This is a genomic window from Solimonas flava DSM 18980 (assembly GCF_000426685.1).
Classification (GTDB): Bacteria; Pseudomonadota; Gammaproteobacteria; order Nevskiales; family Nevskiaceae; genus Solimonas; species Solimonas flava.
The window spans coordinates 343,551-362,657 of the sequence record NZ_AUFV01000003.1 but is presented as its reverse complement, the minus strand read 5'-3'; the positions used below and the strand labels follow the sequence as shown (position 1 = coordinate 362,657).

19 protein-coding genes and 1 pseudogene are annotated in these 19,107 nt (G+C 67.9%); 5 read left to right on the top strand and 15 right to left on the bottom strand.

Annotated elements, in window-relative coordinates:
- Positions 1–135 precede the first annotated feature (135 nt).
- Positions 136–1,551 carry a fatty acid desaturase gene (locus K343_RS25160; RefSeq protein ID WP_028007397.1) on the top strand — a complete coding sequence of 472 codons (1,416 nt, stop codon included), beginning with the start codon at positions 136–138 and terminating at the stop codon, positions 1,549–1,551.
- Positions 1,552–1,643: 92 nt separating this feature from the next.
- Here the strand turns inward: K343_RS25160 and lepB are convergent, their stop codons facing one another.
- From lepB to K343_RS0106690, 6 genes are all read right to left on the bottom strand, one after another.
- Positions 1,644–2,285 carry a signal peptidase I gene (lepB, locus tag K343_RS0106715; protein ID WP_028007396.1) on the bottom strand — a complete coding sequence of 214 codons (642 nt, stop codon included), beginning with the start codon at positions 2,283–2,285 and terminating at the stop codon, positions 1,644–1,646.
- 117 nt (positions 2,286–2,402) lie between these two features.
- Positions 2,403–2,825: a VOC family protein gene (locus tag K343_RS0106710; RefSeq protein ID WP_028007395.1), complete on the bottom strand. Its 423-nt coding sequence runs from the start codon at positions 2,823–2,825 to the stop codon at positions 2,403–2,405.
- A gap of 73 nt (positions 2,826–2,898) precedes the next feature.
- Positions 2,899–3,279 (bottom strand): YciI family protein, encoded by a 381-nt coding sequence (locus K343_RS0106705; RefSeq protein WP_028007394.1) that lies wholly within the window; start codon positions 3,277–3,279, stop codon positions 2,899–2,901.
- 12 nt (positions 3,280–3,291) lie between these two features.
- Complete coding sequence (locus K343_RS0106700; protein WP_028007393.1) at positions 3,292–3,690, bottom strand: GFA family protein; 399 nt, start codon at positions 3,688–3,690, stop codon at positions 3,292–3,294.
- Positions 3,690–4,457, bottom strand: a complete 768-nt coding sequence (locus K343_RS0106695; protein WP_043112266.1) for a glutathione S-transferase family protein — start codon at positions 4,455–4,457, stop codon at positions 3,690–3,692. Before K343_RS0106695 ends, K343_RS0106700 begins: the two co-directional genes overlap by 1 nt.
- 195 nt (positions 4,458–4,652) lie before the next feature.
- The gene (locus tag K343_RS0106690) at positions 4,653–6,395 is read right to left on the bottom strand and encodes a phosphoethanolamine transferase (protein ID WP_028007391.1); all 1,743 of its coding nucleotides are present in this window, start codon (positions 6,393–6,395) and stop codon (positions 4,653–4,655) included.
- A 346-nt stretch (positions 6,396–6,741) separates the two neighbouring features.
- On the opposite strand from K343_RS0106690, the gene K343_RS0106685 reads away from it, so the two are divergent.
- Both K343_RS0106685 and K343_RS0106680 read left to right on the top strand, forming a co-directional pair.
- Entirely contained in the window at positions 6,742–7,746 is a 1,005-nt protein-coding gene (locus K343_RS0106685) for a permease (RefSeq protein ID WP_028007390.1), read from the top strand.
- 29 nt (positions 7,747–7,775) lie between these two features.
- The gene (locus tag K343_RS0106680) at positions 7,776–8,009 is read left to right on the top strand and encodes a thioredoxin family protein (protein WP_028007389.1); all 234 of its coding nucleotides are present in this window, start codon (positions 7,776–7,778) and stop codon (positions 8,007–8,009) included.
- A 50-nt stretch (positions 8,010–8,059) separates the two neighbouring features.
- On the opposite strand, the gene dmpG is transcribed toward K343_RS0106680, so the two are convergent.
- The 6 genes from dmpG to K343_RS0106650 form a co-directional block, all read right to left on the bottom strand.
- The gene (gene dmpG, locus K343_RS0106675; protein WP_028007388.1) at positions 8,060–9,115 is read right to left on the bottom strand and encodes a 4-hydroxy-2-oxovalerate aldolase; all 1,056 of its coding nucleotides are present in this window, start codon (positions 9,113–9,115) and stop codon (positions 8,060–8,062) included.
- Positions 9,112–10,071 (bottom strand): acetaldehyde dehydrogenase (acetylating), encoded by a 960-nt coding sequence (locus K343_RS0106670; protein WP_028007387.1) that lies wholly within the window; start codon positions 10,069–10,071, stop codon positions 9,112–9,114. Before K343_RS0106670 ends, dmpG begins: the two co-directional genes overlap by 4 nt.
- A 12-nt stretch (positions 10,072–10,083) precedes the next feature.
- Positions 10,084–10,815 (bottom strand): 2-keto-4-pentenoate hydratase, encoded by a 732-nt coding sequence (locus K343_RS0106665; RefSeq protein WP_366514393.1) that lies wholly within the window; start codon positions 10,813–10,815, stop codon positions 10,084–10,086.
- A gap of 99 nt (positions 10,816–10,914) precedes the next feature.
- The gene (gene mhpA, locus K343_RS21245; RefSeq protein WP_051278011.1) at positions 10,915–12,657 is read right to left on the bottom strand and encodes a bifunctional 3-(3-hydroxy-phenyl)propionate/3-hydroxycinnamic acid hydroxylase MhpA; all 1,743 of its coding nucleotides are present in this window, start codon (positions 12,655–12,657) and stop codon (positions 10,915–10,917) included.
- Positions 12,654–13,652, bottom strand: coding sequence for a VOC family protein (locus K343_RS0106655; RefSeq protein WP_028007385.1), 999 nt, complete (start codon positions 13,650–13,652; stop codon positions 12,654–12,656). Before K343_RS0106655 ends, mhpA begins: the two co-directional genes overlap by 4 nt.
- A gap of 13 nt (positions 13,653–13,665) precedes the next feature.
- Complete coding sequence (locus tag K343_RS0106650) at positions 13,666–14,535, bottom strand: alpha/beta fold hydrolase (RefSeq protein WP_028007384.1); 870 nt, start codon at positions 14,533–14,535, stop codon at positions 13,666–13,668.
- A 336-nt stretch (positions 14,536–14,871) separates the two neighbouring features.
- Between K343_RS0106650 and K343_RS0106645 the strand changes: the two genes are divergently transcribed.
- Positions 14,872–15,486 (top strand): TetR/AcrR family transcriptional regulator, encoded by a 615-nt coding sequence (locus K343_RS0106645; protein ID WP_028007383.1) that lies wholly within the window; start codon positions 14,872–14,874, stop codon positions 15,484–15,486.
- Between the two features lie 42 nt (positions 15,487–15,528).
- Here the strand turns inward: K343_RS0106645 and K343_RS24755 are convergent.
- A pseudogene (locus K343_RS24755) lies at positions 15,529–15,738 on the bottom strand (transposase); the annotation flags it as partial.
- 147 nt (positions 15,739–15,885) lie between these two features.
- On the opposite strand from K343_RS24755, the gene K343_RS24380 reads away from it, so the two are divergent.
- On the top strand, positions 15,886–16,071 hold the full coding sequence (locus K343_RS24380; protein WP_154662462.1) for a hypothetical protein: 186 nt from the start codon (positions 15,886–15,888) through the stop codon (positions 16,069–16,071).
- 216 nt (positions 16,072–16,287) lie between these two features.
- Here the strand turns inward: K343_RS24380 and K343_RS0106640 are convergent, their stop codons facing one another.
- Complete coding sequence (locus tag K343_RS0106640; protein WP_161628863.1) at positions 16,288–17,775, bottom strand: alginate export family protein; 1,488 nt, start codon at positions 17,773–17,775, stop codon at positions 16,288–16,290.
- Positions 17,776–17,960: 185 nt separating this feature from the next.
- A complete protein-coding gene (locus tag K343_RS21240) occupies positions 17,961–19,013 on the bottom strand; it encodes an MBL fold metallo-hydrolase (protein ID WP_161628862.1) in 1,053 nt (350 codons plus the stop codon).
- Positions 19,014–19,107: the final 94 nt, after the last annotated feature.

Sequence of the window (19,107 nt, the reverse complement as noted above, 5' to 3'; positions counted from 1 at the left end):
GAAAAAGACAGGGTGATGTCAATAAATGACAGGATCGCAGCCGATGGCGCCGCTCACAATGCATCGGCATTCCAACAGTGCCGCGGCATTCGCAAACGCACGCGGCATCCCAGACGGATCGAAGGAGAATCGTTCATGAACACCTCGACGCTCGCGGCACCGCCGCAGTCCTGGCGCGACGGCAAGCGCTACCTCTGGCTGCTGAGCCCGCTGGTGCCGGTGCTGTCGCTGTCGTGCCTGCTGCTCGCGTACACGACCGGCAACAGCCTGTTCCTGTGGGGCATGCCGGTCTTCATGTACGGGCTGCTGCCGCTGCTCGACACGCTGATCGGCACCGACCCGACCAATCCGCCGGACAGCGCCGTCGCCGGCCTCGAGCAGGACCGCTACTACCGCGCGATCGTGTTCGCATACATCCCGGCGCAGTTCGCGGCGACGATCTTCGGCGCCTGGCTGTTCGCGACCGGCGACTACGCGTGGTGGAACCTCGGCGCCATCGCGCTGAGCGTCGGCATCATCAACGGCATCGCCATCAATACCGGCCACGAGCTCGGCCACAAGACCAACGCGCTCGAACGCTGGCTGGCGCGGCTGACGCTGGCACCGGTCGCCTACGGCCACTTCTTCATCGAACACAACAAGGGCCATCACAAGAACGTCGCCACGCCGATCGATCCGGCCAGCTCGCGGATGGGCGAGAGCTTCTGGGCCTTCCTGCCGCGCACCATGGCCGGCAGCCTGCGCTCGGCCTGGCACATCGAGGCCGAACGCCTGAAGCGCAACGGCAAGCGCGTGTGGAGCCTGTCGAACGAGAACCTGCAGTCCTGGGCGCTGACCGTCGTGCTGTTCGGCGCGCTGTCCCTGTGGCTCGGCCCGTGGGCGCTGCTGTTCCTGGTCGCGCAGGCCTTCTTCGGCGCCACGCTGCTCGAGGTCGTCAACTACATCGAGCACTACGGCCTGCTGCGCCAGTACGACGACAAGGCCGGCCGCTACGAGCGCTGCGCGCCGCGCCACTCGTGGAACAGCAACCACATCGTCACCAACCTGTTCCTCTACCAGCTGCAGCGCCACTCGGACCACCACGCCAACCCGACGCGCCGCTACCAGGCCCTGCGCCACTTCGACGACAGTCCGCAGCTGCCGTCCGGCTATTCGTCGATGATCCTCGTCGCCTACTGCCCGCCGCTGTGGTTCCGCATGATGGATCATCGCGTCGCGGCCCATCACCGTGGCGACCTGAGCAAGGCCCATCTCCACGCCCCGAAGCGCGCCGCGCTGCTGGAGCGCTGGCAGCGTGCGCCGCTGCGCGCGACGCCGGCCGCCACCGCGACGCCGGCCGCCGCACCGGCAGCGGGCGTCGCGGCCGACGCCGACCGCTACCTCTGCCCGAACTGCTCGTACGTCTACGATGCCGCCGCCGGCTGCCCGCACGAGGGCATCGCGCCGGGCACGCCGTGGGCGCGTCTGCCGGCGAACTGGCCGTGCCCGGCCTGCGCGGTACGCGAGAAGGTCGACTTCCAGCCGCTGCCGACGGTGGCGCGCGCCGCCTGAAGTCCGCGCGCGGCATTCGCGTTCCGACGCGCCCGGTCGCAAGGCCGGGCGCGTTTTTCGTGTGCGGAGCGTGAACGCCGGCGGCGCCTTTCTCAGTCCAGCGCCTCGCCGAAGCGCTCGAAGCGCGGCGCCCAGTCGCCGGTGATGTCGGCCGACGCCAGCACGGCGACGGCGCGGCCGATCAGGCGCTCGCGCGGCACGAAACCGAAGTACCGCGAATCGGCGCTGTTGTCGCGGTTGTCGCCGAGCATCAGGTACTGGCCGGCCGGCACCACGAGCGGGCCGAAGTTGTCCTGCGCCAGCGTGCCGGGCGCGCTGACCCACTGCACGACGTGCGCGCGACCCTGCGCCGTCTCGTCGAGGCGCAGCGCGTCGACGTCGCGGCCGTCGGCGAGGTGTTCGCGCACCGTGCCGAGCGGCGCGTAGTGCGCCGGCACGCCGTTGACGACGAGTTGCTTGTCGCGCATCTGCACGGTGTCGCCGGGCAGCGCGGCGATGCGCTTGATCAGGCGCTTGCCGTCGGCCGGCGAATGGAAGGTGACGATGTCACCGCGGCGCGGCGCGCCGGTGTGCGCGAGCACGACGTCGGTCAGCGGCAGCTTGAGGTCGTAGGCGAGGCGGTTGACGTAGACCACGTCGCCTTCGAGCAGGCTCGGCCGCATCGAGCCGGACGGGATCGGGTTCCAGTCCGCGACCGCGGTGCGGAACAGCCCGAAGAACAGCAGGAAGGCGATGAAACCCCGGTTGCCGCGCCGCCGTCCGCCGCGCCGCCGTCCGCCGCGCGGACGGAACAGCGCGGCGCCAGGCCTAGACCCGCGGCCGGCCGCGCGAGTTCCGGCCGGCGTCCGGGCTCAGTCGCCGGCGCGGTCGAAGCGCGGCTCGTGCACGACTTCGAGCTTGAGCCCGTCGGGATCGGCGAAGAACAGCGCGTAGTAGCCCGACGTGTAGTCGTACTCGGCCGGCGCGTCGAGCACCGTGGCGCCGAGCTGCTGCAGCCGCGCGTGCATCGCCTCGACTTCGGCGCGGCTCGGCACGTGGAACGCGAGATGGTGCAGGCCCGGCGCGTAGCGGTCGTGCGGCACCGCGTGGCGCGCCGCGTGCAGGCCGAGGCTGAGCGCGACCGGACCGGCTTGCAGCTCCCAGTTCGGCACGCTGCCGGCGTAGGTCGTCGTGCGCCGGTAGCCGAGCTGAGACAGCACGGCGTCGTAGAACGCCGTCGAGCGCGCCAGATCGCTGACCGTGAGGTCGAGATGATTGATGAGTCCACGCTGCATGATCGGGGCTCCGGGACGGACCTCCATCATCACCGGCCGTCGCCGCCGCCGGAAGCGGGCGGCGTCGCAGCGCTCAGCGCGACGACGTCTCGCAGCTGACGAGGTAGGCGCTGGCGCGGACCGGCTCGATCGGGCGGATCTCGAACGCCAGGCCGAACGCGAGGCAGGGATTCTGTGCGGCGATCGCCGCCGCTTCGTCGAGATCGGCGGCGAGGATATGCCAGTAGCCGCCGATCACCTCCTTGGCCTCGGCATACGGCCCGTCGAGCACGCCCTGCCGCGTCACCAGACGCCGCCCCGGCGCCAGACGCTGGCCGGCGCGCATGCGGCCTTCGGCGACCAGACGGTCGTGCCAGGCGTAGAAGCGGTCGATCGCCTCCTGGATCGCCTCGGCCGGCGCGTCGGCGTCCCACTGGCCGCGCGACAGGACGAGAAATTCGGCAGGTTCTTTCATGGCACTCCTTCCTCAGGGCGCCGACGCGTCGTGGCGCGGCAGCGCGTCGGCGATCGTCCACCAGCCGGCCTGCGAGGCGACGTAGATGTGCAGGCCCGGCCGCGTCGCCAGCGGCTCGTCGAGCAGGCCGGCGCGCACGCGCAGGACGTCCGGCTGCGCGTCGCGGCGGCTGTAGACCGGCGAGCCGCAGCGCGAGCAGAACACGCGCTGCTTGCCCGGCGAGGACGCATAGGCCGTCAGCAATGCCTCGCCGGCGAGCAGGTGGAACGCCGCCGCCGGCACCGGAATGTTGGCGGCGAACGCGCTGCCCTGCGCACGCCGGCACTGCGCGCAATGGCAGAGCTGGATCGGCGCCAGCGCGGCGTCGATGCGGAAGCGCACGCCGCCGCACAGGCAACGTCCGTTCGTCATTACAAGTCTCCTTCGTCCAGACCGATCCGCGCGCAGACCGCCGCGACCCAGGCTGGATCACCGCTGACCGGCATGCGTCCGGCGAGCCGCGCGCGCACGCCGGGCACCACCGCGTTCCAGTGCCGATGCGCGGCCGCGTACTGCGGCTGCGCGCGCATCGTCTGCAGCCAGGCGCCGATCCGGGCGTGCGCGCCGAGGGCGTCGTCGCGCGCGGCGTCGACGTCGAGCGCGAACAGCTCGCTGGCGAACAGCAGGTCCGGCATCGTCGGCCGCTCGCCGGCGACAAACGGTGCCTCGGCCAGAAAGGCATCGAGCTGGGCCAGCGTCTCGGCGAAAGCCGCGCGCAGCGCCGCCGCCTCGGCCGGCGCCGGCGGCGGCACGCCGAGGTAGGCCGGCATCAGCAGCGCCGGCAGGAAATAGTTCAGCGTGAGCTTCAGCCGCAGGTTGGTGTGATACCAGGACAGCCGCTGGTTGATCCGCGCCCGCTCGCGCAGCGAGCCGCCGAACCAGCGCTCCGCCGCGCCATGCCACTCGGCGAGATAGCGGGCGATCGCCGTCGCCTCGCTGAGATGGAAGTCGCCGTGCGACAGCGCCGGTACCTGGTGGCGCGGATTGATCGCGAGAAACGCCGGCCGGCGGTGATCGCCGCGCGTCAGCAGCACCGGCTCGACGCGCAGCGCCATGCCCGCTTCGAGACTGAGCCAGCGCACCGCGCGCGACGGCTCGGACGTCGGATCGTGATACAGCGTCGGAAGGTCGGAACGCATGACGGCACGCACTTCAGGGTGGGCGCACCTTAGCGTCTTCGCGATGGGGACGACAGCACACGTGGCCGGCATTCGTCGCCGGAGCCGGAGCCGGTCACCGCCGCCGGATCGCCTCCGCGGCGCCGGCGGACCGTTGCGCTCCGAGCCCGGATCGACGCGAAGCGGCAGACCGCGGGCGCGACGCCCGCGGAGCCCTCAGCCCTGCCGGGCCTTGCCGGCCGGGGCCGGAGCGGCGTCGCCGGCGAGCGCCGGGGCCGCCTTGCGGCAGGACGCGAACAGGTCCTCGTCCTTCTCGTAGGCCGAGGTCTGCACCGAGAACAGACCGAGCACGGTGTGGAACAGGTTGTCCTGCGACACCGGCGCTTCGGCGCCGCGCTGCACGCAGGCCAGATCGACGCCGAGCGAGCGGCGCGCACCGTCCGAGAACCAGGCGATCAGCGGCACGTGCGTCTGCTGCGACGGCGCGATCGAGTACGGCAGGCCGTGCAGGTAGATGCCGTTCTCGCCGAGGCTCTCGCCATGGTCGGAGACGTAGATGACGACGGAATCGACATCCTGCCGCTGGCGCAGGCGCGCGATCAGGTCGGCGAGCACGCTGTCCGAATAGGCCAGCGTGTTGTCGTAGGCGTTGACCACTTCCTCGTGCGAGCAGCGCTGCACGTTCTCGTCGCGGCAATCCGGCGTGAACACGCGCGCCGATTCCGGGTAGCGCTTGAAATAGGCCGGGCCGTGGCTGCCCTGCATGTGCAGCACGAGCAGCTTGGATTGGCCGGCCGCGGGCACCGCACCGTCCAGCCCCTTGAGCAGGATGCCGTCCTTGCAGCCGTTGGCGTCGCAATAGGCGGGATCATTGGCGTTGTCGAGGCGCACGGATTCGATGCGCTTGCAGACGCCCTGGCAGCCGGAGTTGTTGTCCCACCACTGCACGCCGAGATGCAGGCGCGCGAACACATCGAGCAGGTTCTCCTGGCGTTCGGCGCGGCTTTCCTTGTACTGCGCCCGCTTCATGCCGGAGAACATGCACGGCACCGACACGGCCGTGGCCGTGCCGCAGGAGCTGGCGTTGTCGTAATTGATGAGGTCCGGCACCTTGGCCAGCGCCGCATTGGTCGGCCGGCGGTAGCCGTTCAGCTCGAAGTTCTCGGCGCGCGCGGTCTCGCCGACCGCCCAGACGACCAGCAGCGGCCGCTCGCGGGCCGGCGCCGCGAGCACGGCGTCGGCGGCGATCAGCTGCAGCGGCTTCTGCCGGCCTTTCGGCAGCTGGCTGCCGACGTAGCGGATCGCCGCGTTGACCGGCGCGAACGGGTTGATCAGCAGGCGGATCTCGCGGTGGTTGCGGCCCCAGAACGACAGCGCGTTGTACTGCAGGCCGAGCACGGCGAGCTGCAGCACGAGGATGCCGAGCACCAGACCGGCACGGCGCGCCAGCGCCGGCCAGGCGTTCTCGCGGCGCACACGCAGGCGCTGCACGACCGCCGCCGGCAGCAGGCCGAACATGGCCACGTGCAGCCAGAACCAGCCGTGCAGCAGGTCGCCGGCCTCATGCGCGTCGGTACGCGCCACGTTCTGGATCATCGACTTGTCGATGACCGCACCGAAGGTATCCATGAAGTAGCTGCAGACCGCGGCGGTCAGCAGCATCGCGATCGCCAGCGGCTTGACCACGCGCGGCGCGCTGAACGGCACCAGCATCAGGAACAGCAGGTTGACGAGCGTGATCGCGACCGAGCCGACGATGCGCCATTCCTGCATCGTGAACGGCGACGGCAGCGAATTGACGACGGCATGGGCCAGTGCGAAGTTCTGCGTCGTGGCCAAATAGAAGACCACGAGCACGACGAGCGACAAGGCCGAAATCTCGATGCGGCCGGCCAGCAGCTCCAGCGCCGAACGTTGCAGCCAGGCGAACAGCCCCGCGCCGGGCAGCGGACGCGGCATGCCAGCGGCGGCTGGCGTCTTCGAGACAGTTGATTCCGTGGACACGTAAAGCTCGACTCTTCCGAAAAACACCGCGCATTTTCGGGAGCGCTGCGTCAACGCACTGTTAGTACGGCAGCGCTCGCGTCCCGCCGGACTCGAAATCCGGCCCGGAAAAAGCAGTCTCGCCGGGACCGCGGCGACCCCGCTTGATGCGCATCAATGCCGCAACCGCGGCGAAATTCGATGCTCGCCACCACGTCGACGCAGGGATGACGGGCCGCGTCCCGCGTACCGCCTCTGCCGATCCCGCCCCCGCGGCCGCCCGGCCGGGGCGGCGGCCGTCGACCCGGCGGAGCGAGGAATCGTGGGATTGCTGGAATGGCTGAACGATCAGCTGCTGCGCATGCAGTGGCTGAGTGATCTGGTCCGCGTGCTCGTCGAACGGGTCTTCGGCCTGGACATGGCGACGCGCGTCGGCGCCAGCCTGCATTTCTTCATCTACGACGTCATCAAGATCTTCATCCTGCTGTCGGTGCTGGTCTTCGGCATTTCCTGGGTGCAGAGCTACTTTCCGCCGGAGCGCACGCGGCGCCTGCTCGGCGGCATGCAGGGCTTCAAGGCCAATCTGAGCGGCGCGCTGCTGGGCACGCTCACGCCGTTCTGCTCGTGCTCGTCAATTCCGCTGTTCATCGGCTTCACCAGCTCCGGCCTGCCGCTGGCGGTGACCTTCTCGTTCCTGATTTCGTCGCCGCTGGTCGACATGGCCTCGCTGATCCTGCTCGCCAGCGTGTTCAACTGGACGATCGCGATCGCCTACGTGCTGATCGGCATCGTGCTCGCGGTGATCGGCGGCACGCTGATCGGATACGCGCGCATGGAGCGCTACATCGAGCCCTTCGTGCTGCACAGCCCGGTGCTCGACCTGCCGCAGGAACAGCTGCACACGGCGGACCGCCTGAAGTACGCGGCCGGGCAGGTCGCCGAGATCTTCGGCCGGGTCTGGATCTACGTGCTGATCGGCGTCGGCGTCGGCGCCGCGATCCACAACTGGATTCCGGCCAGCCTCATCGGCGCGCTGCTCGGCGAGGAACACTGGTGGTCGGTGCCGCTGGCGACGCTGATCGCGGTACCGATCTACGCCGACATCTTCGGCACGCTGCCGATCGCCGAGGCGCTGGTCGCCAAGGGCGTCGGCCTCGGCACCGCGCTGGCGTTCATGATGTCGGTGACGGCGCTGTCGCTGCCGTCGCTGATCATGCTGAAGAAGGTCATCCGGACGCCGCTGCTGAGCCTGTTCGTCGGCATCGTGCTGCTCGGCATCATCATCATCGGCTATCTGTTCAACAGCTTCGCGCCGCTGCTCACCTGAACGCTCGGCGCTCGATCCAGGAGACTCCCATGCAGGTCAAGATTCTCGGTTCCGGCTGCCGCAAGTGCGTCGCCCTCGCCGACAACACGCGCGCGGCGCTCGATCATCTCGGCCAGGACGCCGAGATCGTCAAGGTCACCGACGTGGCGCAGATCGCCGCGCACGGCGTGATGTCGACACCGGCGCTGGTGATCGACGGCAAGGTGGTGTCGACCGGCAAGGTGCTCGCCGCGAGCGAGATCGAGGCGCTGCTGCGCCACTAGGACCGGTCGGCGACCGGCCGCCGCGGCCCGGGGCGTAGCCGGCGCCGGCCTCAGGCGTCTGCGGCGGACGCTTCCTGGTCCGGCCGCTTGCGCTTCAGAAGATCGAGCGCCACGTCGACGATCATGTCTTCCTGACCGCCGATCATGCGCCGCTTGCCGAGCTCGACGAGAATGTCGACGGCCCGGAGCCCGTACTTCTGCGCGGCGGCTTCCGAGTGGCGCAGAAAGCTGGAGTAGACGCCGGCATAGCCCAGCGCCAGCGTCTCCCGATCGACTCGCACCGGCCGATCCTGCAGCGGCCGCACGATTTCGTCGGCGGCGTCCATCAATGCGTAGAGATCGCTGCCGTGCGCCCAGCCCATGCGGTCGATGGCAGCGACGAACACCTCCAGCGGCGCGTTGCCGGCGCCGGCGCCCTGGCCGGCCAGACTGGCGTCGACGCGATCGCAGCCTTCCTCGACGGCGACGATCGAGTTGGCCACGCCCAGGCTCAGGTTGTGGTGGGCATGGATGCCGGTCTGCGTTTGCGGATCGAGCACCGCCTTGAGTGCGCGAAAGCGGGCACGGACGTCGTCCATGCTCATGGCGCCGCCGGAATCGACCACATAGATGCACTGCGCACCGTAGCGCTCCATGAGCTTGCCTTGCTGGGCCAGCGCCTCGGGCGTGCTCATGTGGCTCATCATCAGGAAGCCCACGGTGTCCATGCCGAGTTGGCGGGCATGCTCGATGTGCTGCTTCGAAATGTCGGCCTCGGTGCAATGCGTGGCGACGCGCACGATCCGCGCGCCGGCGTCGTAGGCGGCGCGCAGGTCGTGGAGGGTGCCGATGCCGGGCAGCAGGAGCGTGGCGATCTTGGCGTGCGTGACGACTTCGGCGACGGCGGCGATCCACTCCGGATCGGTATGGGCGCCGAAACCGTAGTTGAAACTGGAGCCCTTGAGGCCGTCGCCGTGCGCCACCTCGATGCTTTCGACGCGCGCCGCGTCCAGCGCGCGGGCGATGTCCTGGACGTTGCGGATCGAATACTGGTGGCGAACGGCATGGCTGCCGTCGCGCAGCGTGACGTCCGCAAGATGAAGCTTGCGGTCCGGCTTGAAGGTCATGGCGTCACCGCCCCGGGGACGGACTGCAGCGCTTCGGCGATGCGCTCGGCCGTGGCCAGCGCCGCCGAGGTCATGATGTCGAGGTTCCCGGCGTAGGCCGGCAGGTAATGCGCGGCGCCCTCGACTTCGAGGAACACCGAGGTCTTGAGCCCGGCGTAGCGCCCGCCGAGTTCCGGAATGAGGATCGGCGCGTCGGCCGGAATCAGGTCGAACTGCAGCTCCTGTTTGAGGCGGTAGCCGGGCACGTAGCGGCGCACCTCGCCGACCATGGCCTCCACCGAGGCGCGCACCGCCTCGCGGTCCGCCGCCTCGGAGAACACGTACACCGTGTCGCGCATGAGCTGCGGCGGCTCGGCCGGGTTGAGGATGATGATGGCGCGTCCCATGCCGGCACCGCCGACCGCTTCGAGCGCCTTCGCCGTCGTTTCGGTGAACTCGTCGATGTTGGCGCGCGTGCCCGGGCCGGCCGAGCGGCTGCTGATGGACGCCACGATCTCGGCGTAGTGCACTTTGGCGACCCGCGCGACGGCGGCGACGATGGGGATGGTCGCCTGCCCGCCGCAGGTCACCATGTTGACGTTGCCCTGCGCGAGGTTCTCGTCGAGATTGACCACCGGCACGCAGTACGGGCCGATCGCGGCCGGCGTCAGATCGATGATGCGGATATCCGGACGCAGCCGGCGCAGGAACGCATCGTTGCCGACGTGGGCGCCGGCCGACGTGGCGTCGAAGACGATGCCGATGTCCTCGAAGCCGGGCAGCCGGGCCAGCCCCTCGACGCCCTCGTGCGTGGTCGCGATGCCGAGCCGGGCGGCACGGGCCAGCCCGTCGGACTGGGCGTCGATGCCGACCATCGCGCCCATGGCGATGCGCCGGCCGTGCCGCAGGATCTTGATCATGAGATCACTGCCGATGTTGCCGGATCCGATGATCGCGGCCTTGATCTTGTCGCTCATCTCGTACCCGCCTTACGGTTCGCTGGCCATGCGGCAACTGACCGTGCCCAGAGCGCCGATCGTCGCCTGCAATAGATCGCCGGCGACGGCCGGCACCATCGGGCCGAGCGCGCCGGAGAGGATCACGTCGCCGGCACGCAGCCCTTCGCCACGCGCGGCCAGGGTCCGCGCCAGCCAGTAGGCGGCGCGCAGCGGATGACCGAGGCAGGCCGAGCCGCTGCCGATCGCTTCGGTACGGCCGTTGCGGTCCAGCTGCAGGCCCAGCTCGCTCGAACGCAGCTGACCGATGGCGACCGGCTGGTTGCCGAGAACGTACAGACCGCAGGACGCGTTGTCCGCCACCGTGTCGGCGAGCGTCAGCGTCCAGCCGGCGATGGCGCTGTCGACGATCTCCAGCGCCGGCAAGGCATAGGCCAGCGCGGCGAGAAATTCCGAATACGACGGCACGCCGCCGCACAGATCGCGGCCGGCGACGAAGGCCACCTCCGCCTCGGCCTTGGGCTGGATCAGGCGCGCCATCGGCACCTCGTCGCCATCGAGAAACTCCATGTCGGCGAACAGCACGCCGAAGTCCGGCTGGTCGACGCCGAGCTGGCGCTGCACCGCAGCCGAGGTCAGGCCGACTTTCCGGCCGACGATGCGGCCGCCCCGGGCCACGCGCAGGCTGGTGTTGAGCGCCGCCACGGCATAGGCGTCGTCGAGCGTTCGAATCCCGAAGGTCTCGGAGATCCGCGCGATCGGCATGCGCGTGGCCCTGGCCTCGCGCAGCGCCGCGGCGGCGCGGGTGATCGTGGAGCCCCGCGCGGGCAGCGCGGGTTTCGCGGATTTGTTCTTCACTTTCATTCAGGCGGCGCGGGCGAGATCGAGAGGCGCCGCCTGCCAGTGCAGCTGCTGCTTCAGCTCGGCGATGGCGGCGTCCAGCCGGGCCGTGGATACGACGGCGAACGCGAACTTGTCCGGGCGGATCACCGCGACCGCCTCCGACTTGAAGCCGGCCTTGCGGAACCAGCTCACCATTTCGCCGCCGATGTCCTCGGCTTCGGTCAGGCCCGGCGGCGCGCTGCGGGCAACGCCGTGGAAGCCCTGCGGGCGCGCTGCATAGGGAAACAGGGCGACGTAGCGGGTGCGCAGGCTGTCCAGCATCTCGATCGACGCCGGCGACAGCGTCTTGCGCGGATCGACATTGAAGCCGACGAGCGCGAAGTCCTTGCCGAGCAGTTCATCGAGCAGGCGCCGCTGGCCGTCGAACAGGCGCACGACCGGCTGCGGGATCAGGGCCCCTTCCGGACCGCCGCGGCGCGCGCGCGGCAGGCCGAGATACGCACCTTGGGCATAGACCGGCTTGGGCTTGAACGCGCCCCGCTGCATCCAGTTCCTCAGGAACGGCACCGAACGGACGATCGCCATCGCGGCATCGCGCAAGGCCGTGCCGGCCGGACTGGTCATCGACACGAGATCTTTCATCAGTACCGAGATGTCGATCATGGCCTTGGCGTGGCCGTGCCGCTCGCGGCCGTAGCTGTCGAGCAAGGCGTCGCCCGCCTGGCCGCGCAGCACGAGATCCAGCTTCCAGCCGAGGTTGTGGGCGTCACGCACGCCGGAGCTGGCGCCCTGTCCCATGAACTGCGGCGTCATGTGGGCGGCATCGCCGGCCAGCAGGACGCGGCCTTCGCGCCAGCGCTCCACGATCAGGGCATTGAAGGTGTAGACCAGCTTGCGCTTGATCTCGAACTTGTCCGGATCGACGAAGCGGGACAGCAGCGCCCGCACCGTCTCCGGCCGCTCCATGTCCTCGCGGCTCTGGCCCGGCATCAGCATGAACTCGAAGCGATGGAAGCGATCGGGCTGCACGCAGCTCACGACCGGCATCTTCGGGTCCACGACGAAGTTGAAGTACGGCACGTGGCGCAACGCTTCCTCGCCGTCCTTGAGGCGCAGGTCGACGACCAGCCAGGGCTCCGGAAAATTCTTGCCGCTCATCTTGATGCCGAGCTGCTCGCGTACCCGGCTGCGCCCGCCGTCGGCGCCGATCAGATAGCGCGCCCGGAGGGTGCGCGGATCGGCCTCGCCGCTGTTCTGCCGCGTGGCGTCGCTGGCGTCAGTGAAGCGGAAACTGCGCGCAGCCTGATGCGTGACGAGCACGCCGTCGGCGTTCTGCACGAAGTCGCTAAGCTCGCGGCCGCGGCGGACCTGCACGTTCGGATAGCGCGCCAGCGTCTCGGTCAGCGTCGTCTCCAGATACGGCTGGTAGAAGAAATTGACGACCGGCCAGCCGTAGGGCCGCTGCAGCGGGCAGTACCGACCCATGACGCGCCCGTCCGGGCGCACGAACTGCACCGGCGTCTCCATCATCATCCGCGCCTGCACTGCCTCGGCGACGTCGGCGGACTGGAAGATGCGCATGCATTCGTCGTCGGTATAGACGGCGCGCGCATTGCCGTAGAACACCGGCTCGCGTTCGAGCACCACCACCTTGTGTCCGCGCATGCCCAGCATGTGGGCCAGGACCAGGCCGGTCGGGCCCAGGCCGGAGATGACGACGTCGGCGGCCTCGCCGCCGGTTTCTGGCAGGTTCTGCATGCTCATGGGATCGGCGAGTATTCGGGCCGGAACGCGTGACGCAGGCCGCGTCCGGCATTGCCCAGGTTCAGAAGCAGCTGGCGCAGCGGCGACACCTTCTGCGGCCGGTGCCCCCAGAGGCTGATGGCGTCGTACCAGGCCGGCGTCCATGCCGCTTCGTCGACGCACAGCGCGTCCCAGCCCAGTTCGATCTCGAAGCCGGACGGCGTCGTGACGTAGAACGAGAGTTCGAGGTCGTTCGGATGCTGGCCGATCTCGTGCGCGATCTCGTAGCCGAGATCGCGGCAGCGTGCATACGCCGCGCTCAGATCGGCGCGGTCGGCCACCTGCATGTTCACGTGCTGGATCTGCGTGCGGATCGGATCGACGCGCAGACCGCGCGTGGCGGCGACCGCCACCGAGTGATGTCGTTCGTTGAGCCGCAGGAAGCTCACGTCGAGCATCGTCCCCGACATCGGCTGCGAGATGCGGTCGCTGAGGCGTGCGTCGAAAATCTCCTGCCAGAAGCGGCACACCTTGGTCGGCAAGCGGGTGGTCAGCGCAATGTGGCCCATGCCGCCGTCGCCGGTGACGAAACCGCGGCTCAGCATCCGCAGCGGCGCATCGCTGGTCAGCGCGTCGGTGAACAGCTCCAGCGTCAGGCCTTTGGGCCCCTTCAGCCGCTTGAGCGCGCGCACGCCGCGCGTCGCGGCGAGCGCCTCGTCACCGTCCTCGACGGCGATGCCACGCGCCTGCAGCCGGCTCAGAATCTCCGCCAGCGTGCCTTCGCGATGCACCTGCCAGCCGACGGCGACCACGTCTTCGGCAGGCCCGCGCTTCACCACGAAGCGACGGCAATGCGCATCGATGCGGAACGCGAGCTCCGACGGGCTTTCCGATTCGAGATGCAGACCGAGGCCCTGTTTGAGGAAGCGTCGCCAGTCGCCGAGCCGCTCCGACTCGACGACGACATACCCCATGCTGACCTGTCCGAACACGCCGTGCGCAGCGCTGCTGTCCATGACCGTGGCTCCGCTATGCCTTCGGCGTGTGCCGGCGCATGAAGGCCGCCACGCTGGCGTTGAATTCGTCGGCGCGCTCCCACTGCACCCAGTGGCCGGTATTGGCGTACAGGTACAGGTCGCAGTTCGGCATCGCCTTCTGCAGCGCCGCACCGCCGCGCGGACGGTTGACCTTGTCCTCGGTGCCCCACAGGACCAGAGTCGGCGTCTTGCATCTTTGCAGCCGCCGATCGCGCGTGAAGTCCATGCGCAGGGCGGCACCGAGGCCCGGCGGCCGCCGCAGCGGCGGCGCGGCCATCACTTCCGGATCGATGCTGGCTTCGTAGCGCGCCTTGATCATCGCCTCGCTGATCTGGCTGCCGTCGAACACCAGATACTCGCGAATGAAGGTGCGCAGCTTGTCGAGGCTGGGGCCGGTGCCGTTGTAGTAGTCGAGCAGCAGGCTCAGGCCCCGGGTCGGCAAGCCGCGCGTCGTGCCGACGCCGCCGGGCCCCATCAGGACCAGCGAGGAAACGCGCGCGGGCTGGTCGAGCGCCATGCGCAGGCCGCACGCGCCGCCCAGCGAGTTGCCGACGACGTGCGCCGCCGGAATCCCCAGCGCGTCCATGAAGCCGAGCATCACCTCGGCCAGATCGCCGAACGGATCCTGACGATTGACGCCTTTGCTGGAGCGCCCGTAGCCCTGCATGTCCGGAACGATGACGCGGAAGTCCCGCGCCAGCGCCTCCACGTTCCGCGAATAGTTCGACATGCCGGAAGCGCCGGGGCCGCCACCGTGCAGCATGAGCACCGGATGACCCTGTCCGATCTCGCTGAAGTAGATGCTCCGCTTGCCGAAGGTGAGCGTCTGCGATTGCAGTCCGCGAATGTCGCCGCTTGCCATGTGAGGTTCCATGAAGTGCTGCCGGCGGATGCCTGTCAGGGCCGCGCGCCGACGGGAGGGAAACCGATGGAACGGCGGTCCGCGCCGGGCAGGCCGACGCGCAAGCCAGCGCCGCGCCGCTGCTGCGGCGCCGCGCGACAACGCTGCTCCTCCTGCTGCGTGGCTCGAACGGCCATCTCTTCTGCCCAAGTTGAACTTTGGTGTTTTTATTTGAACACGCGTGTTCATTGTGGTCAAGCCCCAGGCCGCCCGCCGTTTCACGCGGCGACATCGGATCTGGTGCGGACGCCGCGCCGGCCGGACAATACGGTTCAGTCGCCGATCGCCGAGAGATTCATGAAAGCCATGACGGCTGCGCAGAAGCGCATCCATCAGACCGCCTTGCGCCTGTTTGCCGAAACGGGCTCGGCGAGCATCACGATCAAGGATCTGGCTGCCGCCGCGGGCATGGCGCGCGGCACGGTGTACAGCCACCTCGGCTCCACGGAACGCCTCTTCGAAACCGTGGCGGCGCAGCTGGCCGACGAAATGGACGAGCGCATCGCGCTCAGCTACGCCGGCATCGACGATCCGGCACGACGCCTGGCGATCGGCGTCCGCCTATACATCCGGCGCGCTCACGAGGAGCCGCATTGGGGGAAGTTCATCCTGCACTTCGGCTTCACGAGCGAAGCGCTGCGAAAGATCTGGGAAGGCCCGCCGATGCTGGATGCGATGCAAGGTCAGCAGACCGGTCGCTACAAGATCGAACCGGCGCAACTGCCGATCGTCGTGGGCATGACGACCGGCACGACCATCAGTGCCTTCCTTCTGGTTCAGGAAGGAATCAAGACCTGGCGCGAGGCCGGCTCCGACGCCGCCGAGCTGCTCCTCAGAGGGCTCGGCATCAGCACCCGGGAAGCGAAGAAGCTGGCGACAGAGCCGCTGCCGGAGCTCGCGCAGCTACCCTAGGCCGAATCGACATTCAAGCGATCCAAAGCGGCATAGCGGCGAGCCGGTCGCTGCCTGTGCATGCGCCCGGACGATGCTGTTGTCGATCATCAGGTACTCGTTGTCCCGATCGCGCGTCAGCGTCTGAAAGATGTGTTCCCAAACACCCTTGGCTGCCCACCGCGTGAAGCACTTGTGGACACTCTTGTACGCACCGTAACCTGCCGGCAGATCGCTCCAGCGCGCCCCCGAGCGCAATACCCACAGGACGCCGGCATAGCCCAGCGCCAGCGTCTCCCGGTCGACCCGCACCGGTCGATCCTTCCGCACGTAGCTCAGCGACCATCGGAATGTATGTGCTACGGAGTGCGTCGTGCTCACCAATATTCGGTTATGGGCATACGAGGACCGGATGTCTGAATGCAGTTCCAGATTGCCCCCGGCATTCTCAATGAACAGTCGCGCCGATCCCGACAGGACGAATATCTGAGCGATGCGCCGTGTGAAGACGATCTGTTCGACAGCATGGGCATCCGTTCCCCAGCGATCGGATCAGTTCACTGGTATAAAAATCCCTTTTCAGAACGAGGCCATTCATGTCAGTAGGCAACCCGAACTGAGCATATTCCTGCAAGAGTTGCCATCGATCTCTCGTTGCCCTTCTCTCGCCGCGCTGCTGGCCCTGTTTCAGGAAAGGTCAGTCGCGCGGTGAACGTAAGAAATCACGCGACGGCACTGAATGACTGCAGCTTCGCATGCGCATGCTCGAGCAGCACGTTCATGGCGCGCGCCGGGCACCAGCCGCGACTCGAATCTGCCGCGCTAGAACAGGAAGCTGAGATCGACATAGGTGGCCGCGATGTCCTTGCCGCCGCTCTGCTTGAGCGCCGAGCCCGAGTCGAAGTACGACAGGTAGGTGGTCAGATAAAGATGCTTCTGGATTTCCCAGGAAAAATCCACGTCCGGCTGCATGCCCATGTACGACGACGATGTGTTCGCGGTCGTCGCCAGCGGCACGAATCCACGGCCGTAGACGTAGTCGGCCTTGTCCTTCTTCCAATACCAGCGGTTGTAAGCGTTGAGCGTAAAGCGTGGACTGAGCTTGAGCGAAATGCCCGGCCCTGCGTCGATCAGATTGCTGCCGGCCAGATAACCGGTCGCGGTGTAGTACAGCTGCCCGGAATAGAGCGGATTGTAGGTGCCGATCTTGGACGCCGACTCGCCGCCGGAGATCAGGTCCGCGTGGATCAGCAGCGTGGGCTTCCACCGGACCTGCGGGAATGCATAGCCGCTCACCGAATACAGCGCGTACGCCGAAACGGTCTTGCCGGCAAAGCGTCCGCGCTGCATCACCGCAGTCCAGTCCATGATCGCCTGCCCGGCGCCACCCCACAGCCGTACACCGAAGTGGCTGCGGCGGTCGGTGCCGGCCACGCCGCCGTACTTCATGTTTTCCCATCGCGTACCGAGGTAGAACGCATCGACATTGAGGTGCGCCCCGACCTGCGCCGCATGCGGCAATGCGAAGCTGCTGTAGACGCCCCACATCCGGCGCTCCGGCATCGAGCGGTCGTCGTCGATGCCGCCGGTGCCGGTGCCTGCCGCTTCGACCCGGAAGGCTTCGATCTGCATCGATGCATCGCGGTAGCTGACGTCGGCACCATCGAACGACCAGGGAATGTTCGCGTTCGGCTGAGTCGACACCAGCAGGCCGTTGCCGAGCCACATGCCCTGCCGGCCGACGCGTGCGGTGACGCGGCCGTCGCCGACTTGCGCGGAGGATTCGACGAAATACTGCTGTGCGACGAGGTCGTTGACCTGCCGGCCCGGCTGCGGCCCCGCGTGGGTCTTGTCGACCTGGCCGCTGCCGAGTTCGCCGAAGAAGCGCAGCGAATCGCTCAAGTGCAGATCGGCGCCGTAGATGTGGCGAAACTGATAGAAGCGTTGGTCGTCGTAGTTCGTCGACGCCAGCGTTTCGTGGCTGTAGCTGTTGAACTGAAAGCGCTCGAGGCCGCTGAACGACAGGTAGGCGCCGTCCGTGGAATCCCCGAGCGCGATGCGCTTGAGGGGTGCGAACAGATCGTCTCTGCCGGCACCCGCGGCCGGCGCAGGCTCGTTGAAGCGCAGGAAATAGTACTCACCGTAGCGCGCACCGTCGCCGGTGCCGGGCGGCAGCCGACGCACGCTGGTGCTGTCCGAATCGGCAGCGATGGCGGGCTGCCACGCGCCCCCGAGTGCTACGACACAGAGACCATACACGGCTACGAGCATTCGCTGCGCCTTCGTCGACGCCGAATGTATTGCGTTCATTTCTTTCTCCTCCCAGCGCTGGGGCCTCTTGACGAAGGGCCCGCGCAATTGAGTCGATACGCGCCGCGGATGCGACGAACGTTTCGGCCTACCGCGCTGCAGCGACGGTTGCCGATTCACGAATTCGTGCGGATCGCAGGTGCGTGCAACGCCGCACAGCGGCATCGCACGCACCTGCGCACGAATCAGCGCTTACCGTCCTTGTAGAGGTTGTATTCCCAGAGGTCCTTGGACACGACTACCGGACCCGAATAGAACTTCTTCACGCCTTCCGAGTACGCCGCGGTGCCGTCATAGGAATCGAGTGCCGGAACCAGGTGATTGAGGATCACCATCTTCACGCCGGCCTGCTGCGCCATCTTGCCGACTTCCTCCGGCGTCAGATGTTCCTGCGCCATGTGGTAGGCCACATCGTCCGGCATCGCGACATTGAAATTCTTCTTCCACAACACGCGCGTCTGATCGAGGCTGATGACCTCGCTGACCAGCACGTCGGCGCCCTTGGCAAGCTCCGTCACCGCCGGCGACGGCCCGGTGTCGCCGGTGAAGACGATGGAGCCGGACGGCGTCTCGAAACGATACGAATACGACTTGTCGCCGGCCTTGTACGCGGCCTCTTCCGGCTTGAAGTGATAGTGCGTGTTCTCGACCGCGAGCACCGTTACCTTGCCGTCATCGAAGAATGGTTTGCCAGCCGCGACATTGCGCGCGAAGAAGATCGAATCAGACGGCGCCATCTGATCGCTGCCCATCGACTGGAAAATGCGTTCGGAAATGCTCAGATACTGCAGCGAATAGGACAGCAGGCTCTCCGTGCCCGGCGGACCGTAGATGTTGATGTGCGGCGTCGATTGCCGCGTACGCAGATTGCGGCCGATCCAGTCGAGCGAGATCAGCGGCTCCAGGCCAGCGGTGTGATCGAGATGATGGTGCGTGATGAAGATATCGCGCACGGTCTGCGGGTCAATCCCGGCCTTGGCGATCTTGTCGACGGTGCCGGCACCGGCATCGATCAGATAGGACTTGCCGTCGACGACGAGCAGGGTCGCCGGTTGGCCGCGCTTGACGCGCGCCATCGGCCCGCCGGCAGTGCCAAGAAAGATCAGGCGATCGACACCGGCATCGACATTCGGCGTCGCTTCCTGGGCCAGGGCAACCTGCGTGGCACTCACCATCAGCAGTGCCGTCACGCTCAATATGAACGTGCGCAGGACCTGCAGCATCGTTGGGGTTTTCATTGACTCTCTCCTCATCGTGTTTTGACGTCGCGCGACGGCGCGATCGTTGGGGGAACACGTCGTATCGTCGGCGGACGGCAAAACTCGCGCGTCC

Coding starts and splice junctions, on each gene's coding strand:
- K343_RS25160 (WP_028007397.1), top strand. CDS start 136: ATGAACACCTCGACGCTCGCGGCACCGCCGCAGTCCTGGCGCGACGGC.
- K343_RS0106710 (WP_028007395.1), bottom strand. CDS start 2,825: ATGCAGCGTGGACTCATCAATCATCTCGACCTCACGGTCAGCGATCTG.
- K343_RS0106705 (WP_028007394.1), bottom strand. CDS start 3,279: ATGAAAGAACCTGCCGAATTTCTCGTCCTGTCGCGCGGCCAGTGGGAC.
- K343_RS0106700 (WP_028007393.1), bottom strand. CDS start 3,690: ATGACGAACGGACGTTGCCTGTGCGGCGGCGTGCGCTTCCGCATCGAC.
- K343_RS0106695 (WP_043112266.1), bottom strand. CDS start 4,457: ATGCGTTCCGACCTTCCGACGCTGTATCACGATCCGACGTCCGAGCCG.
- K343_RS0106690 (WP_028007391.1), bottom strand. CDS start 6,395: ATGCCGCGTCCGCTGCCCGGCGCGGGGCTGTTCGCCTGGCTGCAACGT.
- K343_RS0106680 (WP_028007389.1), top strand. CDS start 7,776: ATGCAGGTCAAGATTCTCGGTTCCGGCTGCCGCAAGTGCGTCGCCCTC.
- dmpG (WP_028007388.1), bottom strand. CDS start 9,115: ATGACCTTCAAGCCGGACCGCAAGCTTCATCTTGCGGACGTCACGCTG.
- K343_RS0106670 (WP_028007387.1), bottom strand. CDS start 10,071: ATGAGCGACAAGATCAAGGCCGCGATCATCGGATCCGGCAACATCGGC.
- K343_RS0106665 (WP_366514393.1), bottom strand. CDS start 10,815: ATGCCGATCGCGCGGATCTCCGAGACCTTCGGGATTCGAACGCTCGAC.
- mhpA (WP_051278011.1), bottom strand. CDS start 12,657: ATGAGCATGCAGAACCTGCCAGAAACCGGCGGCGAGGCCGCCGACGTC.
- K343_RS0106655 (WP_028007385.1), bottom strand. CDS start 13,652: ATGGACAGCAGCGCTGCGCACGGCGTGTTCGGACAGGTCAGCATGGGG.
- K343_RS0106650 (WP_028007384.1), bottom strand. CDS start 14,535: ATGGCAAGCGGCGACATTCGCGGACTGCAATCGCAGACGCTCACCTTC.
- K343_RS0106645 (WP_028007383.1), top strand. CDS start 14,872: ATGAAAGCCATGACGGCTGCGCAGAAGCGCATCCATCAGACCGCCTTG.
- K343_RS24380 (WP_154662462.1), top strand. CDS start 15,886: ATGCAGTTCCAGATTGCCCCCGGCATTCTCAATGAACAGTCGCGCCGA.
- K343_RS0106640 (WP_161628863.1), bottom strand. CDS start 17,775: ATGAACGCAATACATTCGGCGTCGACGAAGGCGCAGCGAATGCTCGTA.
- K343_RS21240 (WP_161628862.1), bottom strand. CDS start 19,013: ATGAAAACCCCAACGATGCTGCAGGTCCTGCGCACGTTCATATTGAGC.